We start from the raw sequence: 17612 nt of genomic DNA, 5'->3' as shown, positions 1-17612 counted from the left end.
GCACTAACTATTAACAAATCAGCGTAGGACGTAAATTGAATGACGTTTTCCACGCTAGGTCACATTTGTAACAACATATTTATCAGAAGGCAGTAAGGCATGACGACCACAAGCAGTGTTCAGGTAATTGCTCCACAGACACTCAATACCATGACGTTTCCACTTCATGGCGCGCGTTTAATTGAAGCATCGGCGGGTACAGGTAAAACATTTACTATTGCTGGCTTGTACTTGCGCTTACTGCTCGGACACGGCACGGCTGCACCACAAAGTGAACTGACGGAAGCGACCCGACACCATGAGCCACTGACCGTAGACCAAATTCTAGTGGTGACCTTTACCGAAGCGGCAACCGCAGAGCTGCGAGATCGTATCCGTGCCCGAATCCATGATGCACGGATTGCGTTTGCTCGCGGGCAGAGTGACGACCCAGTCATTGCCCCTCTGTTGCAAGCAATCGAAGACCACGCTGGCGCTGCAAAAACACTGCTCAATGCCGAAAGGCAAATGGATGAAGCTGCGGTCTACACCATTCACGGCTTCTGTCAGCGAATGTTGACTCAAAATGCCTTCGAGTCTGGCAGCCGTTTTGATAACGAATTTGTCACCGATGAAAGTCACCTAAAAGCACAAGTGGTTGCCGATTATTGGCGTAAACAATTTTACCCGTTGCCCATTCAACTGGCTGGTGAGGTTCGTAATATCTGGGGTTCACCTTCTGCGTTACTAGCGGACGTAAATCGCTATCTGACGGGATCTCCATTGAAGCTAACCGTAGATGCGATGTCGGGTGACTTGCAAACTTTGCACAACCAAAACCTAGACAAAGTGAAGCAGCTTAAGGCGTTGTGGTGCGAATCCGAAGCGGACTTTTTGGCTTTGATCTCTGGCTCGGATGTGAATAAGCGTAGCTACACCAAGAAATCTCTGCCGACATGGTTAGAAGCCGTAACAACATGGGCACAAAGTGATACTCATGATTACCAGTTTCCAGATAAATTAGAGAAGTTCTCTCAAGCTACTTTAATCGAGAAAACACCGAAAGGCACCGCACCTCAACATGCTGTTTTCGAAGCGATTGACGATTTCCTAAATAACCCAGCCGATCTAAAAGCTCCGTTATTGGCACATGCGATTACTCACTGTCGAACTATGTTAGCCAAGGCAAAACAGCAGAAGCAGTGGTTATCATTTGACGACCTACTGACTCAGTTATCCGCGTCGATTGATGTCGATGAGCAATCATTGCTGGTGGAAAGAATTCGCACGCTCTACCCGGTGGCGATGATCGATGAATTCCAAGATACCGATCCGCTGCAATACAGTATTTTTAGCCGAATCTATCTCGATAGCCCGCAGTGTGGTTTGTTTATGATCGGTGACCCGAAGCAGGCTATCTATGGCTTCCGTGGCGCAGATATCTTTACCTATATCAAGGCGAGAAACCAAGTTAGTGCTCACTACACCTTAGGCACCAACTGGCGTTCGAGTGCTGATATGGTTAGCGCAGTAAACCAAGTGTTTATGAACTCGGATAGTCCGTTTATCTATGACCAAGACATTCCATTTCTGCCTGTTGCAGCCAGTCCATCGGCCGACAAACGCCAATGGGTGATGAATGGTGAAACTCAGCACGCACTCACCTTTTGGCTGCAAGAGGCTGAAGACAAGCCATTACCAAAAGGCGAATATCACAAGGCAATGGCCGAGGCGACCGCGAGTCAAATTCAAACCATTCTGACCGCTTCTCAAAATCAGCAAGCCTATTTTGATAACGGCAAAAAACAACATGCCGTGAATGCGGGTGATATTGCTGTCTTGGTTCGAACCGGTAGTGAAGGTCGTCTGATCAAGAATGCGCTGTCTGAGCAAGGAATTGCGAGCGTGTACTTATCTAACCGAGACAGTGTGTTCACTAGCTTGGTTGCACAAGATATCCAACGCTTACTGCAAGCGGTACTGACACCTGAAAACGACCGTGCATTGCGCGCGAGTCTAGCCTCTGAGTTGTTTGCTTTGGATGCGGCTTCATTGGATGAACTCAATAACGATGAAGTAGTGTGGGAAAACGTCGTTAACGAGTTTCGTGAGTATCGTAAGTTGTGGCTACAGCGTGGTGTATTACCAATGCTTCGCAGCGTTATCAGTAAACGTCATCTAGCAGAGCGCTTGTTGGAAGAAGAAAATGGTGAGCGCTCACTCACCGATTTAATGCACATTGGCGAATTACTACAACAGGCAAGACAAGAGCTCGACAGTGACTATGGCTTGCTACGTTGGCTAGCAGAAGCGATCTCAGATGCTCAAAACGGTTTGGGCGGTAGTGAAGATGACATTCAGCGTCTTGAATCCGAAAGAAACTTGGTTCAAATCGTTACCATTCATAAGTCGAAAGGTTTGGAATATGACTTAGTGTTTCTGCCATTTGTCGCGAGTTACCGAGAAGCGAGCGAAGGCAAATTCTACGACCATGATTCAGATACTACAGTACTGGATATTACAGGTAGTGACAGTGCCTTAGCTCAAGCCGATAAAGAGCGACAAGCGGAAGATCTACGCTTGATTTATGTAGCGCTGACTCGTGCGGTTTATGGCTGTTTCATTGGTATGGCACCACTGCGTAAAGGGCGTTCAACCAAAGAGCCGACAGGCGTACATTTGAGTGCTATGGGCTACTTGGTTCAAAACGGTCAAGAGCAAGGTATTGCCGAATTGCATCAAGCTCTAGCGGCCATTGAAGGAAAAAATTCAAGTGTGCTGTTAGCCGAAACACCAACCGCTCACGAGCAAGTGTTTGTGCAAACAGAGCAGTTGAGTGAAGACTTACAGGCCAATGAACTCAAGGCTTCAATCGACAGAGCTTGGCGTATCACCAGTTACTCGGGGCTTGTAAAACAAGGCAGTCACGGAGCAAGCCATGACGCTACGATTGAGGTGTCTGGCTTCGATATTGATTCAGCCGATGAGCAAGATGAGTCGGAACTGATTGAGCCTGAACGTTCTATATTCACGTTCCCTCGCGGTGCTCGCCCGGGTACTTTCTTACACACCTTGTTTGAGAATGTTGAATTTACCGAGCCAGCAACCAGCGAACATAACACGCAAGTAATCACTCACTTGTTAGAGTCAGAGCAATACGAACTCGAATGGTTACCGGTGCTTCAACAACTGGTTGATACGGTGCTGAACACGGCTTTAGATGGAAAGAATTTAAAGCTAAGCGAGAAAGACTCAACGCAACGATTGGTTGAGATGGAATTCTTGTTGCCGATCGAAGTGTTAGCTGCATCTGAATTGAATCAAACCATTCAGTACCATGATCCGCTATCAGCAAAAGCCGGTGATCTTGGCTTTCAAACCGTGCAAGGCATGCTGAAAGGTTTCATCGATTTGGTGTTTGAGCACCAAGGTAAATACTATGTGCTCGACTGGAAATCGAACCATCTAGGTGATGACGTTGCCGTCTACCATGGTGAAGCATTGAAATCGGCGATGGCAGACCACCGCTACGATCTGCAATATCAAATCTATGCGTTGGCCTTACATCGCTTCTTACGCAGCCGCGTTGCGGATTACAGTTATGAACAACATTTCGGTGGGGTTTATTACTTGTTCTTAAGAGGAATGGACGGCCAATCTCAACAAGGTGTTTTCTCGGCTAAACCTACATTGGCTTTGCTCGATGAAATGGATCAATTGATTGACGGTAAAGTGATAGACAGACGTTCAGCACAATTGAATGATAATGAAACTGGACAGATGGGGCTTCTATAATGACAACGACCACGACGACTATGGAAACAGTTAACGCTGTAAAGCCAGTTTCACTTATCCCTGAGCAGATCATGGATGTACTCAAGTTCCTTGCAGACAAGGGTTCGATTCGCCAATTGGATTATCAGTTTGCTCGTTTTATTGCTCAGCAAGCGACGAGTCACTCTCAAGAGATCGGCTTTCTAGCTGGGGTGGTGAGTCATGAGTTGGGCAAGGGGCATATTTGTACTCAGCTTATACAGCAGCATAAGGCAGGCCCTGAACAAACAACAGATTTAGCCCAGTTACTCGGGTTATACGGTGAAACGGCACTGCAATTGAACCAAAAACTGTTGGGTATTGATTGGGTGACTGTTCTGCAATCATCTAACCTAGTTGGAACAACCAATGACTGTGTTAAGCCGCTAATGTTTGATGGACAGCGTGTCTACTTACAGCGTTACTGGAATTACGAGGTAGTGCTGGCAGACACGTTAAACCGTTTAAGTAAGCCGGTAGAGTTCAATATAGAACAGAAAAAGGCGCTGACGGAAACACTTAATCAGCTCTTTGCACGCAGCTATCACTTTCTGTTTAACGCCTTAGCGAAGGCTGAAGCAAGCCAACAAACGTCTCAAGTATTCCGCCAACAGCTGGTGTGTGATCATCTTGATATCGTCGATGAGCAATCTCTGAATTGGGGCGCAATCGACCAAGCGATTGTTCAAGCTAAGCAGGTAACAGACTTAGATGTTCTAGACAGCTTAGCACCGTTATCGGCATGTTTGAATTGGCAAAAAGTGGCAGCAGCGGTGGCGCTGAGTCGGCGCTTTGCGGTGATTTCTGGTGGACCGGGGACCGGTAAAACAACCACAGTAACCAAGTTATTGTCGGCTATGGTCGAGCAATCACTCAGCCAAGGTAAAACACCGACGATCAAGCTGGTGGCACCGACAGGTAAAGCGGCGGCGCGTTTAACCGAGTCGATTGGTAAAGCGATTGAACAACTGCCTCTAGCGCCAGAAGTTAAGGTGAATATACCGACTGAATCCAGTACCTTACACCGCTTACTGGGTGCGATTCCTAATCGAGCTGAATTTAGACATAACCGACGCAATCCACTTCACCTTGATATTTTGGTGGTGGATGAAGCATCGATGGTCGATCTGTCGATGATGTATAAGCTGGTGGATGCGCTTCCTGAGCACGCAAGGCTCATCTTATTGGGTGATAAAGACCAACTCGCTTCAGTAGAGGCAGGTGCTGTGTTGGGTGATATCTGTTCATTCAACTCTGCTGGTTACAGCACCGCGCAAGGAAACTTGATTGCGGAGATGACAGGCTTTGATGCGATAGCTAAAACAAGGCAAGGCAAAGCTGGAGCGGTTAACCCTCCTGCGATTGCGGATAGCTTGTGTATGCTGCAGAAGAGTTACCGTTTCGATGCGCGTTCAGGTATCGGACAGTTGGCAAAAGCGATCAATAACGGGTCTGCCAGTCAAGTTGACCAAGTGTTTGCTAAAGGGTTTGGAGACATTGAAAACCATCCTCTGTCGAGTGACAGCTATAATTTGATGCTGCGTACTTTAGTCAATGAGTATGGCGGGTATCTCAACCGAATGAATGTGCCGCTAGAAGATTTAGAAACTCAAGAAGCGCGAGCGAAGTCGGTGCTCGATCTGTTCAGCCGATGCCGACTGTTATGTTCTATTCGTGAAGGGGATTTTGGTGTTAAAGGCCTCAACCACAGAATCGAAAGAGCACTTGCTGCAAGACGTTTAGTGAATCCACACAACGATGAGTTGTGGTATCACGGGCGACCAGTGATGGTAACGCGTAACGATCATGGCTTGGGGTTATACAATGGTGATATTGGTATCTGTATGCTTGAAGCGGACTCAAGCCACTCTGACTCTGTGCCTAGATTGAAGGTCTACTTTGAGTTGCCGGATGGTAGTGTGAAAGCTGTGCTACCAAGCCGAGTGCCTGAGCATGAAACGGCTTATGCAATGACGATACACAAATCTCAGGGTAGTGAATTTGATCTGACCTTAATGATCCTGCCGCCGGATTTCAGCCCTATTCTAACGCGAGAGCTTATCTATACCGGTATTACACGTGCCAAGAAACGACTGATGATGTTCAGCGACATAAATGTGTTGAAGCGTGGGATTAAGGTGAAAACAGAGCGAATGAGTGGTTTAGGCAGTCGCTTAACAAACTAGTTGTTAATTACCGCTAGAAAGGACTTGAATTTAAGTTAGATAAACACAAAGCAACCATCCCTGGTTGCTTTGAACGTTATTAAGACTCTTTGCTTAAAAACGCTCGAGTAAACGATATGTGGTTTATCTTGTATTTTGCTTGGCAATTCAAAATAAACTCTTTTAGATTCTCGCTAACAGGGAACACGCAGTGTACGTCTAGCCCTTCTAAGAATTGGTTATCAGCCATATCCCAAAAACTTTGCAGCGAGTTACAAACAATGGTTCTCATATCAATGTTGCTCTTTTTGCTGTTTATATTAACGAGCAGAGCTAATGTTAGCGTGCTGACCGTCAACGGGTATAGCAATCCGTGCAGTGACCACCTCAATGCATGTGATATGACAACCGAGATGGTAATTCCAATAAAAACATTTGTTATTTTGTTAAAGCGACCAAATTCTATACAATTTTACTTGTGAGTTAAAGTGCATAGTTAATAAATCTCATATAGAAAACGATTACATTTGCAATTATTTTTCTTTTGAAGTGAGATTGTGCTCCAAAACTTTATTTATACGTTGAGCGCCAGGATCTTTGAGTTTCTCTGATAGTTGTATAGCCCTTGCTTTTCCATCGGTAATTCATCAACTGTTATCTCGTAAAAGCCCTGTTCACGGAACCAATGAAGGCTATGTGTCGTCAGGACAAAGATTTGGTCGATATCACGAGATTTAGATTGGTGACGCATGTAATCCAATAATAACTGGCCACGATTTCCATCACGATAATCTGGATGAATTGCAACACAGGCCATCTCTGCCATGTGATCTTCCGGGTAGGCGTATAGCGCTGCACAGCCGATGATCAGTCCGTCTTTTTCGATAATGGTAAAGCGGTGGATCTCCTGCTCTAATTGCTCTCTTGAACGACGAACCAAGATGCCTTGTTCTTCTAAAGGACGAATGAGATCAAATATGCCACCAATATCGTCAATCTGAGCTTGTCTTACTTGCTCAGCACTCGCCATAACCACTTGGGTGCCAATACCATCAAAAGAGAACAGCTCTTGGATTAATGCGCCGTCGACTTTGTAGCTGATTAGGTGGCAACGAGGGACTCCGGCACGACAAGCTGAGATCGCACCTTTCAAGAAGCGCAGTGTTCCTGTACTCATATCTTCAGCAGGACTTTGAGATTCCGTTAAGCGTTCCAGAATTTTCTTAGCGTCTTTAGGGAAGAGTTCAGCAAGTACATTGCCGTTTTCATCTGTTACACCTTGCTCAGAGCAAAAGCCAATCAGTTTGTCGGCCTTTAGACGAATAGCGACTTGGGTTGCGACCTCTTCAGAAAGCAGATTAAAGCTTTCGCCAGTCACGGAGCTAGCAATAGGGCCAAGTAGTACGATTGAACCTTGGTCAAGTGTGCGATTAATCCCTTCAATATCGATTCGACGAATACGTCCGCTGTGACAGTAATCGGTACCGTCATCCACGCCTAGTGGCTGTGCGGTAATGAAGTTACCACTCATCACATTGAGTTGAGTGCCTGCCATCGGGGTGTTGTTCAAACTCATTGAAAGGCGGGCTGTTATGGCGAGTTGTAGCTGGCCGGCTGCCTGCATAGCAACACCCAGAGAGTATTCATCGGTGACTCTAATATTCTTGTGATAAGGCGTATGGCAATCTTGTTTTTCTAGCAGTTGGTTGATCTGTGGTCTTGCCCCGTGAACGAGAACAATCTTCACGCCAAGGCTATGGAGTAGGGCAATGTCGCTAATAATGTTACCAAAGTTTCTATCGGCAACAGCTTCACCTCCCAGCATAATGACCATGGTTTTGCCACGGTGAGCATTCACGTAAGGGGTTGATTGTCTGAAACCTTTTACTAGCGCTGTACTTCTTAATTTCACAGAACAAGTCCATTTGTGTTTATTTATTCGTTAATTTAGCATTTAAATTCAAATCTAGACAACATCTTTTTGGAATAAAGCGCAAACTATTCTTATCTAGGCTTCAATATATAAACTGTCTCAGTGTAGAATGCGCATAGCATCCTTATGAGTCGTAAACGAATGCCACAAGCTTCAGCAACAAAGAACAAAATCGATGAGATAACCAAAGGCCTCTACAGTGAAGCAGATCAGCGCAATCAATCAAAGTTGAAGCGTAAGATCATTGAGCGCTGCTTAATGGTTTTAGCCTTGGTGGGTTCATTTGCGGTGGTTTCTTTATTCGGTGATGTGCTTTCCCGAGTGCAAGATGCGGCGACGCCTGATCATCTAATATATGGCACTTGGATAGAGCAGGATGTTGCACATTATGCGACAGACGAGTTTGTACTGAATGCTAATGGTGTGTCAGTTCGTGGGTCTGTTGTCTCGACGAACTTTGACTTTGATGGCCACTACTTCGAATATAAGGCCGGTGAAAAGACCTATCGCTACCGCATGACTAATTCTGACAATACAGAAATGGTGCTTGATTCGGACAGTCACTATAACCCTATCTTCCGTCTTAAAGGTCACATCGATAACTCCGTTCGGTAGGTTATCTTATTGTAAACTCTTACAATCTAAGATTGTGTTATCTGACTGTTTTTGTCATCCTCGATGCATAGAATTTTTAGGATGACTCTTGTGATTAAAAAATGGCTTCCCCTTATCGCAGCCTCTTTGTTATTTGGCTGTGCTCAACCCACTGATCTCGCTCAACAACACCTTGATGATGAATTTCCCCGCACCTTAAATAAGGTCGATCAGGTTGAATCCAATAAACCAAGAGACTATACCGCATTTTCAGAGCAAGCTGAGATGGTGGTTTCTAAATCCCCTTCGATGGCTAAAATCTATGAGCCGCTTTATCAGCAACTCAATGAGTGGGCAATGCTGAGTGGTGACCCGAGTGAGTTAGCAAACTTTGGCGTTCAAACTGCGCAGCTTGGTGGTGGTGATAAACAAGGCAATGTTTTGTTCACGGGGTACTTTTCTCCTGTAATGGAGTTGCGCCACGAAGCGAATGAAGAATACCGTTACCCAGTTTATGGACTTCCGGAGTGTGATAAAGAGTGCCCAACACGTGAAGAGATCTACAATGGCGCATTAGAAGGTCAAGGGCTTGAACTTGGCTATGCAGCTAACCGTATCGACCCGTTTATGATGGAAGTTCAAGGCAGTGGTTTTGTGCATTTTGGTGATGACGATACCCTGCAGTATTTTGCTTACGCAGGAAAAAACAATAAAGCTTACGTGAGCATCGGTCGTGTTTTGATCGAGCGAGATTTAGTTCCCCGTGAAAAAATGTCGTTGAAAGCGATTAAAGAATGGGTGTTGGCGAATGACCCTGAAGTGGTTAAAGAGCTGCTTGAGCAAAACCCTTCTTTCGTGTTTTTTGAAGCGAGAGACGACTTGTCGGTAATGGGCAGCGCTGGGATTCCTCTATTGCCTATGGCTGCAGTAGCAGGCGATCGCTCTATCTTGCCTATGGGAACTCCAATTTTGGCTGAGGTTCCATTATTGAATGCGGATGGCACTTGGAGCGGTGCGCACCAACTCAGACTGTTACTGGTTTTGGATACGGGGGGCGCGGTGAAGCAAAACCATTTAGACCTTTACCACGGCATGGGCCCGCGAGCGGGCACTGAAGCTGGTCATTACAAGCATTTTGGTCGAGTGTGGAAGCTTGGCTTAGATGGCAGCGCAACCGAAGCGCCTTGGGCTTTGCCTCCTGAAAAGGTTGAGTAAGCGACAATAAAATAGGGCATTGAAAGCGAATCGCTAATCCCCTAGACTTTTTATTCAAGAGTGCGTATAAAACGCACTCTTTTCTTTTTCTCAGAAATAAATTGGCGGCAACAATGCGTGAATTGACCACTCCAGCTTCAGAAAACTATGACCAACGATTTGGTGGCACTCGTCGCCTATATGGCAATAGTGAAGTCGACATACTTAGAGCAGCACACGTGTGTGTTATCGGTATTGGCGGTGTCGGTTCATGGGCGGTTGAAGCACTTGCTCGTACCGGTTTAGGTGAGCTGACATTGATCGATATGGACGATGTGTGTGTGACTAACATCAACCGTCAAATCCATGCAATGTCGGGTACCGTCGGCAAGAGCAAAATCGAAGTGATGGCAGAGCGCGTAAAGCTGATTAACCCTGAGTGTAAAGTGAACCTGATTGACGACTTCATTGGTCCTGATAATCAGGCGGAATACTTGTCTAAAGAGTTTGATTTTGTGCTAGATGCGATCGATAGCATGAAAGCTAAGGCTTCGCTGTTGGCGTATTGCCGTAGCAACAAAATCAAAGTGATCACCACTGGTGGCGCTGGTGGCCAAATCGATCCGACTCAAATCAAAGTGGCTGATCTGACTAAGACGATTCAAGATCCGCTAGCGAAGAAGCTAAAAGATACTCTGCGTCGTCATCATAACTTCCCTAAGAATCCAGCGCGTAAGTTTGGTATCGATTGTGTGTTCTCAACTGAACAGCTGAAATATCCTCAAGCTGACGGCAGTGTATGCGCTGCGAAAGCGACTGCAGAAGGTCCAAAACGTATGGACTGTGCGACAGGTTTTGGTGCGGCAACGGTTGTAACGGCGACTTTTGGATTTGTGGCTGTTTCACGTATTGTAGAAAAACTGATTCAAAAGCACGCTAAGTAACGTCTTCTATTTAACTAATAATCGACTGGATATTAAAATGACCTCATTTCCAAGCTCTCCATTCGGCACTGAAATTACCAGTGATGATATTGTCGCAAAAATGCAGACATTCAGCGGCTGGGAAGATCGTTATCGCCAAGTGATTCAATGGGGTAAGAAACTGCCAGTAATGCCTGATGAGCTGAAAAGTGATCAGGTGATTGTCTCTGGCTGTGAAAGCCAAGTGTGGTTGGTTTCTCACAATGTCGACGGTGTTTGGCACTTTTGTGCGGATTCAGATGCGCGTATCGTTCGCGGCCTGATTGCATTATTAATAGCTGCGTATGATGGAAAAACATCAGAGCAGGTTCAAGCGTTCGATATTGATGGCTACTTTGAAAAAATCGGTTTAATTACGCACCTTAGTCCATCTCGTGGTAATGGATTAAAAGCGATTGTTGCTCAAATCCAAGAGCTCAGCTCTTAACATTTCTTAGATGTACAGAAACAAAAAGGGTTGACGCTAAACGCCAACCCTAACTCATTTAGTTACTAGGTTATCCCCTAAAGCATATCAACGGCTTTTTCTATCGCCGCTACCAGCTTTTCAACATCATCCATGTTGCTGTAAATACCAAATGAAATTCGAACCGTGCCTTTCACATTAAGTGCATCCATTAATGGATGAGCACAATGATGTCCAGCTCGTACTGCGATACCTTGCTGATCCAGTAGAGTCGCTATATCTTGATGGTGAATACCATCCATCACAAAAGTAATCACACTCGCATTAGGTTGATACCCCAAAATCTGAATGTCATCCACTTTGCTGAGTGCAAGATAAGTCTCGTGTTGTAGTTGGTGGATATGCTTTTCGACATCTTGTTGGACAAAGTCATTTAACCACTCAATTGCGGCGCTTAATGCTATCGCTCCCGCCACATTTGGCGTGCCTGCTTCGAACTTCCCTGGTAGTTCAGAAAAAGTAGTGCCTGAGAAAGAGACGCGCTCAACCATTTTTCCACCACCGTGCCAAGGTGGCATCGCTTCGAGCAATTCAAGTTTGCCGTAAAGTACACCGATACCGGCAGGGGCATAGAGCTTGTGCCCTGAAAACACGTAGAAATCCGCACCTAGCGAAGAAACATCAACTGGCTCATGAACGATGCCTTGCGCGCCATCGACGACTACAATTGCATTCATCTTATGTGCTTTTTCTATGACAGCTTCGATCGGTTGACGAGAACCGGTTACGTTGGTGATCTGAGCTAACGCAACAATCTTGGTTTGTTCATTTAAAAGTGTATCAAATGCAGTTAGGTCGAATTCACAATCCGACGTCATTGGTACTTTAACGACTTTAGCGCCGGTTTGTTCCGCAACAATTTGCCAAGGCACGATGTTGGCGTGATGTTCCATTTCACTCACTAAGATCTCATCACCAGGTTTAAGGGTACTTCTTGCGTAAGTTTGAGCAATGAGATTGAGCGCTTCGGTAGCACCACGAGTCCAGATGATCTCTTTTGAAGAACCCGCGCCAATAAACTGAGCGACCTTGTCTCTTGCCGCTTCAAACTGACTGGTCGCGTTCGCCGTTAAGCTATGACTACCACGGTGAACATTGGCATTTTGTTTGGAGTAATATTGGCTAATGGCATCAATAACTACCTGAGGTTTTTGTGTGGTTGCCGCGCTGTCTAAGTAAATCAATGGTTGTTGATTGATGGTTTGTGATAGCGCAGGAAACTGCTCTCGGATGTGATTGATATCAAGCATCTATTCTTACCTAAAATCTTGGAAATTGGTGCCAGCGTTATGCTTGGCGGTATTGTTATTTTATCGCGACTTGTTGACCGTTGCTGACTAATCTTGATGATTCCAGCTATTTTCTCGTTCTTTAACCATTGCGAACAGCTTTTGGTTAACGGGAACTTCTATCTGATGCTTACGTGCAGTTTTTATCAGGTGCCCGGTGATGAAGTCGATCTCAGTCTTTCTTTGATAGAACATATCTTGCTTCATTGAAGAATTGTTTTGAGCCGTGGCTTGGATTACCTGTTTAATGCTTGCTTCCAATTCGTCGAATGAACAAGCGATCTCTTCGGCTTGCATAACTTGTGTTAGTTCTTCTGCGACAGAGCTTAAAATATCCCCAAACCTTTGGCCTGCAAGCTCGCCATTCTTGATTTGTTCCAGCCCAGTAAGTGGGTTGATAGCACAATTGATGGCGAGTTTAGTCCATAGTGCGGCTTTTATTTGTGGATTCCAATTCATAGCGGGAAGAGCATTATCCAATACATCAACTAAAAACGAGCACTGCTGACCCGTTTGGTTAAAAGCACCCAATTGAGTTTGGCCCAATCCTGTATGAGAAACATTATTACGGTCGGGTTTAAAGGCTGCTTGGGTGGTGGTCGCCAGTATTACCGGGTGATCATTAATCTGAGTGGCAATGTTATCGACCGCGCCCATTCCGTTGTGCATGAACATAAGAATGGTGTCTGAGTCGAGATGTTGAAGTAATGGAGTAGTCGCTTTTTCTACTTGCCAAGCCTTGACGGTGATGATCACTAAGTCACTTTCTGATAGCTTCTCGATATTGTTGTTACTGAAGGAAAGTGAAGCTTGTCCATCAAGCGATAAGTCAATTGAGTTATCAGTGGAGCGACTCCACAAATACACATTATGACCCGCTTGAAGTAGTTTTATCGCCCACAAAGAGCCGATAGCTCCAGGCCCAACAATAGTGATGTTCACAGCAATACCGAGATAAGAAAGTGATGCTGCAAGGATAACGAGGCATTAAATGAAAGCAATAAAAAATGGCACCCGAGGGTGCCATTTTATCTAATGAAGATTAAACTTGATTAGAAGTTGTACTGTAGACGGTAGATTATTAGATCTTGGTAATCTTCACGTGCTAGTTTGTTCACTGTGTAACGGTAAAGTACACCTGTTGACCAGTTTTGGTGGAAGTTCCAAAGTGCGTTGATGCTACCGTTTAGACCGTAGTCACCACCTTGAACTGCCGAGTACTCATCGTTACGAGCGAATTCGTATTCACCCCAAGTTGAGAACGTGAAGTTCTGACCTGCAATATCAGTATTGTAGTAACCAACCCAACCAGCCATACCACCGTTAGAACCACTGATATCGCCAGAGTTAATTTGGTGTGCACCGATGAATGGTGTAAATGCCCAGCCGTCACCGCTTAGACCTGTATAGCCAAGACCAAGAACACGGTTTTGCTCATGGAAACCGCTATCTGCATCAGTGTTGTAAACTTGTGCGTAAAGGCTAACTTTTGTATCCATTAGGTTGTAGTGGATAGTACCTTTAGTTGAAGCTCCGCGATCATCACCAGAACGATCAACACCTTCGTAGTCGTAGAAGCCGTAGATTTGACCCCAGTCAAATGCAGCGCCGCCTTCGATACCAATAACTGCTTGGTTACGATCAGAGATGTCGCCACCGAAGTTATCATCATCGTTACCAAAGCCTTGGTCCCAAACTTGGTAGTCAGCATACATGCTACCAAAGCCGTATAAGTATTCTGCTTGAGCAGGAATTGCTGTTGCTGCTGCAACGATGCCAAGAGCTAAAAGTGATTTACGCATAATGGAACTCTCTATGTTTGAAATAAGTAACCCGCTAATCCGTGCGTGTTTATGATGTCCGAATGCCGAGCATAATAGCGATTTTGTTCTCAAATAAAAGTGAGACGAGATGAAAATTGCAATTATTAAGGTGAACTTGATCACACTAATGATCTAAATGATGGAACTTTAAGATGGTAATGCATCTTGATGCACCATTGATTCTATTGATTTTGTGAAATTCGATTATTTTGTGGATAGATTGGTGAATTACTGCCCTAAGCAAACGATTCTACTGAATAGAGTGACATGCATATCAAAATCAACAGTATTCCTTTCCAAGGCTTTTCGTGCTGAAAAGTGACTAAATCAAATCGCCCTCCATCCTGTCTTTGATCTATTTTTGACCAACTCCGTAATGGTGGGGGAATCAATTGATGAACAACTCAGTGATGAGTAATTTGGAGTACGAGCCTGATTACTTTTCAAATCACAGATATATTTGAGACAGTTCACTGCACTAAATACCGAGAAAGTATTTAAAGATTTTTACTGAGCTAATCTTCTGTGTGACGAACTGGTCTAACTTTTTGGAGAGAAGACCAATGAAATATTCACCATTATTAGCGGTAGCAATTTCAGCGCTGTTCATTGTTGGGTGTGACGACGATGATGAACCAACGACACAACTGCAAGCCGTTCATGCATCACCCGATGCACCTTTAGCTAATGTTATCCTAAACAGTCAGGCTCGTTGGACTGGCGTTGATTATGCTCAGGCGTCTGGTTACGCCTCTGTCAATCAAGGACAGACATCAGTACAAGTCGATGTTCAACTTCCTGGTGACGCTGTTGCTACGGTGATCCCTCAAAGCCAATTCGATTTGAGCGGTGATCTAGATTACACCGTTATGGTGGTTGGTGATGCCGATGGTTCTAATAACCCTGTAGAGGCTTTAGTCGTGACACGCCCTGCTGAGGGAACGGCAACAAGTTCAAGCTTAGATGTGCAAGTTGTACATGCAGCAACAGGAGTTGGTGCGGTGAACCTGTATGTTACAGGGCCGAGTGATCCGTTGGGCGCGCCGCTTGGGACTCTAGACTACAAAGATTTTACTGATGTGTTGAACATTCCAGCTGGTCAGTACCGAGTAAGATTAGAAACAGTGAGCGGAAGTGCTATTGCTTTTGACTCTGGAGAAATCACTCTGTCTGGCGGTAGCGAGCTAACTATTGCGGCGGTGCCAAGAGCTGACTCAAACAGTGCATCTCCGGTGAAGTTGATGGTGATGGACGGTCGCGGTTCATCTTTAATTTACGACATGGCAGAAACTGCTGAGGTAAGAGTGGGGCACCTTGTTGATGGAGCACCGGTTGTTGATGTGTTCGTGAATGCAGCGGCATCGACTGATTTTGCAGATTTGATGTTCAAAGATGTAACGATGTTTAAAAATTTGGCTGTGGGTAGTTACGACTTAGATGTGTATCAAGATGGAACCACGACTTCGGCATTTATTGACGTCGATGGGTTAGCCGTATTTGCCGGAATGGATTACAGCATTTATGCCGTGGGGACTGTCTCTCCATTGAATTTGGAAGCTCTTGTCGTTCCTGAAAACCGTCGTCCGGTAGCGACCAGCGCAGTGTTGAACATTACCCATGCGGCGGCAAACCCAGTTGCAGCTTCGGTTGATATTTACTTGACTGAGAACGTAGGAATCTCTGGAAACACTCCTGCGCTGAGTGATGTGAAATTTAAAGATTACGCGAATGGCATTTATGTAGCTGCGGGCTCTTATTTTGTGACGATCACAGTCGCAGGTGACCCATCTACTGTTGCGATTGATTCTGCGCCTGCAACTTTGGCTAACGGTGTTGTGTATCAAGTGGTGGCGATTGATGATTCGATGGGAACTGGCTTTAACTTAATAGTGAGTGATACGACAGACTAGCTCCTGAACATCCGTATACAGAAAACAAAAGAGGGTAGCTCATTGCTACCCTCTTTCTTTCGTTTGCTTTTTCTCTTATTCGTGGTTCTGTTTAGCTTTTTCTAACAAATCAGTGAAAAAGTGGCGTAACGAATAGAGCATGATCAAACTCGGTATCACCATTAATGATGTCAGTATAAAGAAGGTTGACCAGTCATTGAGGAAGTCGACCAATTCACCGCTGAAAGATGCCAACGTCGTTCGACCGAAATTTCCCAATGATGCTAGCAAGGCATATTGCGTTGCAGAGAAAGCTTGCCCAGTTAGTAGCGTTAAGAAAGAGACAAATGCCACTGTCGAAAAGGCGGTTGTGAAGTTATCGACAATAATGGTTGCCAAAAATAAGTGCTCATTTGGTCCTACTTGCGCAATCCATGCGAACATTAGGTTGCTGGCCGCCATTGCAACACCACCGATCATCAGCCCGCGTACAATACCGAATTTCACATTAAAGACACTGCCTAGCAAGGTGAAGAATATGGTTGCACCCCAACCAATTAACTTCGAATAGTGGCCGATCTGTTCGTTACTGAAACCTATCTCTTTATAAAATGGTACCGACATCCGGCCTAAGAAGGCTTCACCGATCTTAAACAGGAAGACGAACAGCAGTAGGGTAATGGCAACTTGCACGCCGTTTCGCTTGAAGAAGTCATAAAACGGTTCTAACACCGTAACACTGAGCCACGCCACGACTTTTGAACCCACAACTTTATTGTGACGTTGCTGAGCTTGTTCTTGTAGGACTTCGCGTTGTGTATTTGGTTCGCCGACAAAAAGAGTAAACAGCATTAATACGACAACGACACCTGCCATTCCGTAATACACACCATTCCAACCGATTGAATCTGCATTGATAAAGGCGAGGTAACCGGGTAGGGAATAACCCGTCCACCAACCAACGACAGCCATTGCTGAAGCTTGCGGCAGTTTAGATGATTCAGATTTTGGAAACGAATCGATACGGAAGGCATCAATCGCAATATCTTGGGTAGCAGACGCAATCGCAATACCCAGTGCAAGCATTGAGGTGAACATCAAGTCATTAGCAGGATTCACTCCAGCAATGAAAAGTGTGCACACGAGTACAAAGCTTTGACAGAGGAATATCCAACTGCGTCGTTGGCCTAAAATTGCGTGTAAGATTGGCAGTTTTACTCGGTCGACCAATGGTGCCCATAGAAAGTTAATCGCATAGACGGCAAAGACACTACCAAAGTAGCCAATGGCTGCACGTGTTAAGCCTGCATCTTTTAGCCAACCAGACATGTTGGATCCAATCAGAACCCATGGGAAGCCACTCGAACAGCCAAGCATGAACACCCAAAGTAGGCGTTTATCTAGGTAGCTGCGGAAAGTCTGCATCCAAGAAAGAGAGGGAGTGCCTGATGACATAGGGCGTCCTTGTATAGAAAAACGCCCTT

13 protein-coding genes are annotated in these 17612 nt (G+C 45.3%); 7 read left to right on the top strand and 6 right to left on the bottom strand.

Annotated features, from left to right (window positions below; translation table 11 throughout):
• Positions 1 to 99: 99 nt before the first annotated feature.
• Both recB and recD read left to right on the top strand, forming a co-directional pair.
• Positions 100 to 3774, top strand: coding sequence for an exodeoxyribonuclease V subunit beta (gene recB / locus BCT34_RS11120; protein ID WP_076654645.1), 3675 nt, complete (start codon positions 100 to 102; stop codon positions 3772 to 3774).
• Positions 3774 to 5978, top strand: a complete 2205-nt coding sequence (gene recD / locus BCT34_RS11115) for an exodeoxyribonuclease V subunit alpha (protein ID WP_076654644.1) — start codon at positions 3774 to 3776, stop codon at positions 5976 to 5978. The genes recB and recD overlap by 1 nt, the downstream gene beginning before the upstream one ends.
• 79 nt (positions 5979 to 6057) lie before the next feature.
• Here recD and BCT34_RS11110 read toward each other — a convergent pair whose 3' ends face one another.
• Positions 6058 to 6249: a hypothetical protein gene (locus BCT34_RS11110; protein WP_004735192.1), complete on the bottom strand. Its 192-nt coding sequence runs from the start codon at positions 6247 to 6249 to the stop codon at positions 6058 to 6060.
• A gap of 282 nt (positions 6250 to 6531) precedes the next feature.
• A complete protein-coding gene (argA, locus tag BCT34_RS11100; protein ID WP_076654642.1) occupies positions 6532 to 7869 on the bottom strand; it encodes an amino-acid N-acetyltransferase in 1338 nt (445 codons plus the stop codon).
• Between the two features lie 162 nt (positions 7870 to 8031).
• Here argA and BCT34_RS11095 point away from each other — a divergent pair, with 162 nt between their 5' ends.
• From BCT34_RS11095 to csdE, 4 genes are all read left to right on the top strand, one after another.
• On the top strand, positions 8032 to 8505 hold the full coding sequence (locus tag BCT34_RS11095; protein WP_076654641.1) for a DUF2850 domain-containing protein: 474 nt from the start codon (positions 8032 to 8034) through the stop codon (positions 8503 to 8505).
• Positions 8506 to 8586: 81 nt separating this feature from the next.
• On the top strand, positions 8587 to 9699 hold the full coding sequence (gene mltA / locus BCT34_RS11090; protein ID WP_076654640.1) for a murein transglycosylase A: 1113 nt from the start codon (positions 8587 to 8589) through the stop codon (positions 9697 to 9699).
• 113 nt (positions 9700 to 9812) lie between these two features.
• Entirely contained in the window at positions 9813 to 10622 is an 810-nt protein-coding gene (tcdA, locus tag BCT34_RS11085) for a tRNA cyclic N6-threonylcarbamoyladenosine(37) synthase TcdA (RefSeq protein ID WP_017059899.1), read from the top strand.
• Between the two features lie 37 nt (positions 10623 to 10659).
• Positions 10660 to 11088 (top strand): cysteine desulfurase sulfur acceptor subunit CsdE, encoded by a 429-nt coding sequence (csdE, locus tag BCT34_RS11080; RefSeq protein ID WP_076654639.1) that lies wholly within the window; start codon positions 10660 to 10662, stop codon positions 11086 to 11088.
• A 77-nt stretch (positions 11089 to 11165) separates the two neighbouring features.
• Here the strand turns inward: csdE and csdA are convergent, their stop codons facing one another.
• The 3 genes from csdA to BCT34_RS11065 form a co-directional block, all read right to left on the bottom strand.
• A complete protein-coding gene (gene csdA, locus BCT34_RS11075; protein WP_076654638.1) occupies positions 11166 to 12377 on the bottom strand; it encodes a cysteine desulfurase CsdA in 1212 nt (403 codons plus the stop codon).
• 87 nt (positions 12378 to 12464) lie between these two features.
• Positions 12465 to 13358 carry a 2-dehydropantoate 2-reductase gene (panE, locus tag BCT34_RS11070; RefSeq protein ID WP_076654637.1) on the bottom strand — a complete coding sequence of 298 codons (894 nt, stop codon included), beginning with the start codon at positions 13356 to 13358 and terminating at the stop codon, positions 12465 to 12467.
• Positions 13359 to 13468: 110 nt separating this feature from the next.
• Positions 13469 to 14218 carry an outer membrane protein OmpK gene (locus tag BCT34_RS11065; protein WP_017092167.1) on the bottom strand — a complete coding sequence of 250 codons (750 nt, stop codon included), beginning with the start codon at positions 14216 to 14218 and terminating at the stop codon, positions 13469 to 13471.
• Positions 14219 to 14802: 584 nt separating this feature from the next.
• On the opposite strand from BCT34_RS11065, the gene BCT34_RS11060 reads away from it, so the two are divergent.
• A complete protein-coding gene (locus tag BCT34_RS11060; protein ID WP_076654636.1) occupies positions 14803 to 16149 on the top strand; it encodes a DUF4397 domain-containing protein in 1347 nt (448 codons plus the stop codon).
• A 75-nt stretch (positions 16150 to 16224) separates the two neighbouring features.
• Here BCT34_RS11060 and BCT34_RS11055 read toward each other — a convergent pair whose 3' ends face one another.
• Entirely contained in the window at positions 16225 to 17583 is a 1359-nt protein-coding gene (locus BCT34_RS11055) for an MFS transporter (protein WP_076654635.1), read from the bottom strand.
• Positions 17584 to 17612: the final 29 nt, after the last annotated feature.

The organism is Vibrio sp. 10N.261.45.E2, assembly GCF_002875705.1.
Classification (GTDB): Bacteria; Pseudomonadota; Gammaproteobacteria; order Enterobacterales; family Vibrionaceae; genus Vibrio.
The sequence above is the reverse complement of the archived record's forward strand: the minus strand, read 5'-3'. Positions and strand labels throughout refer to the sequence as shown.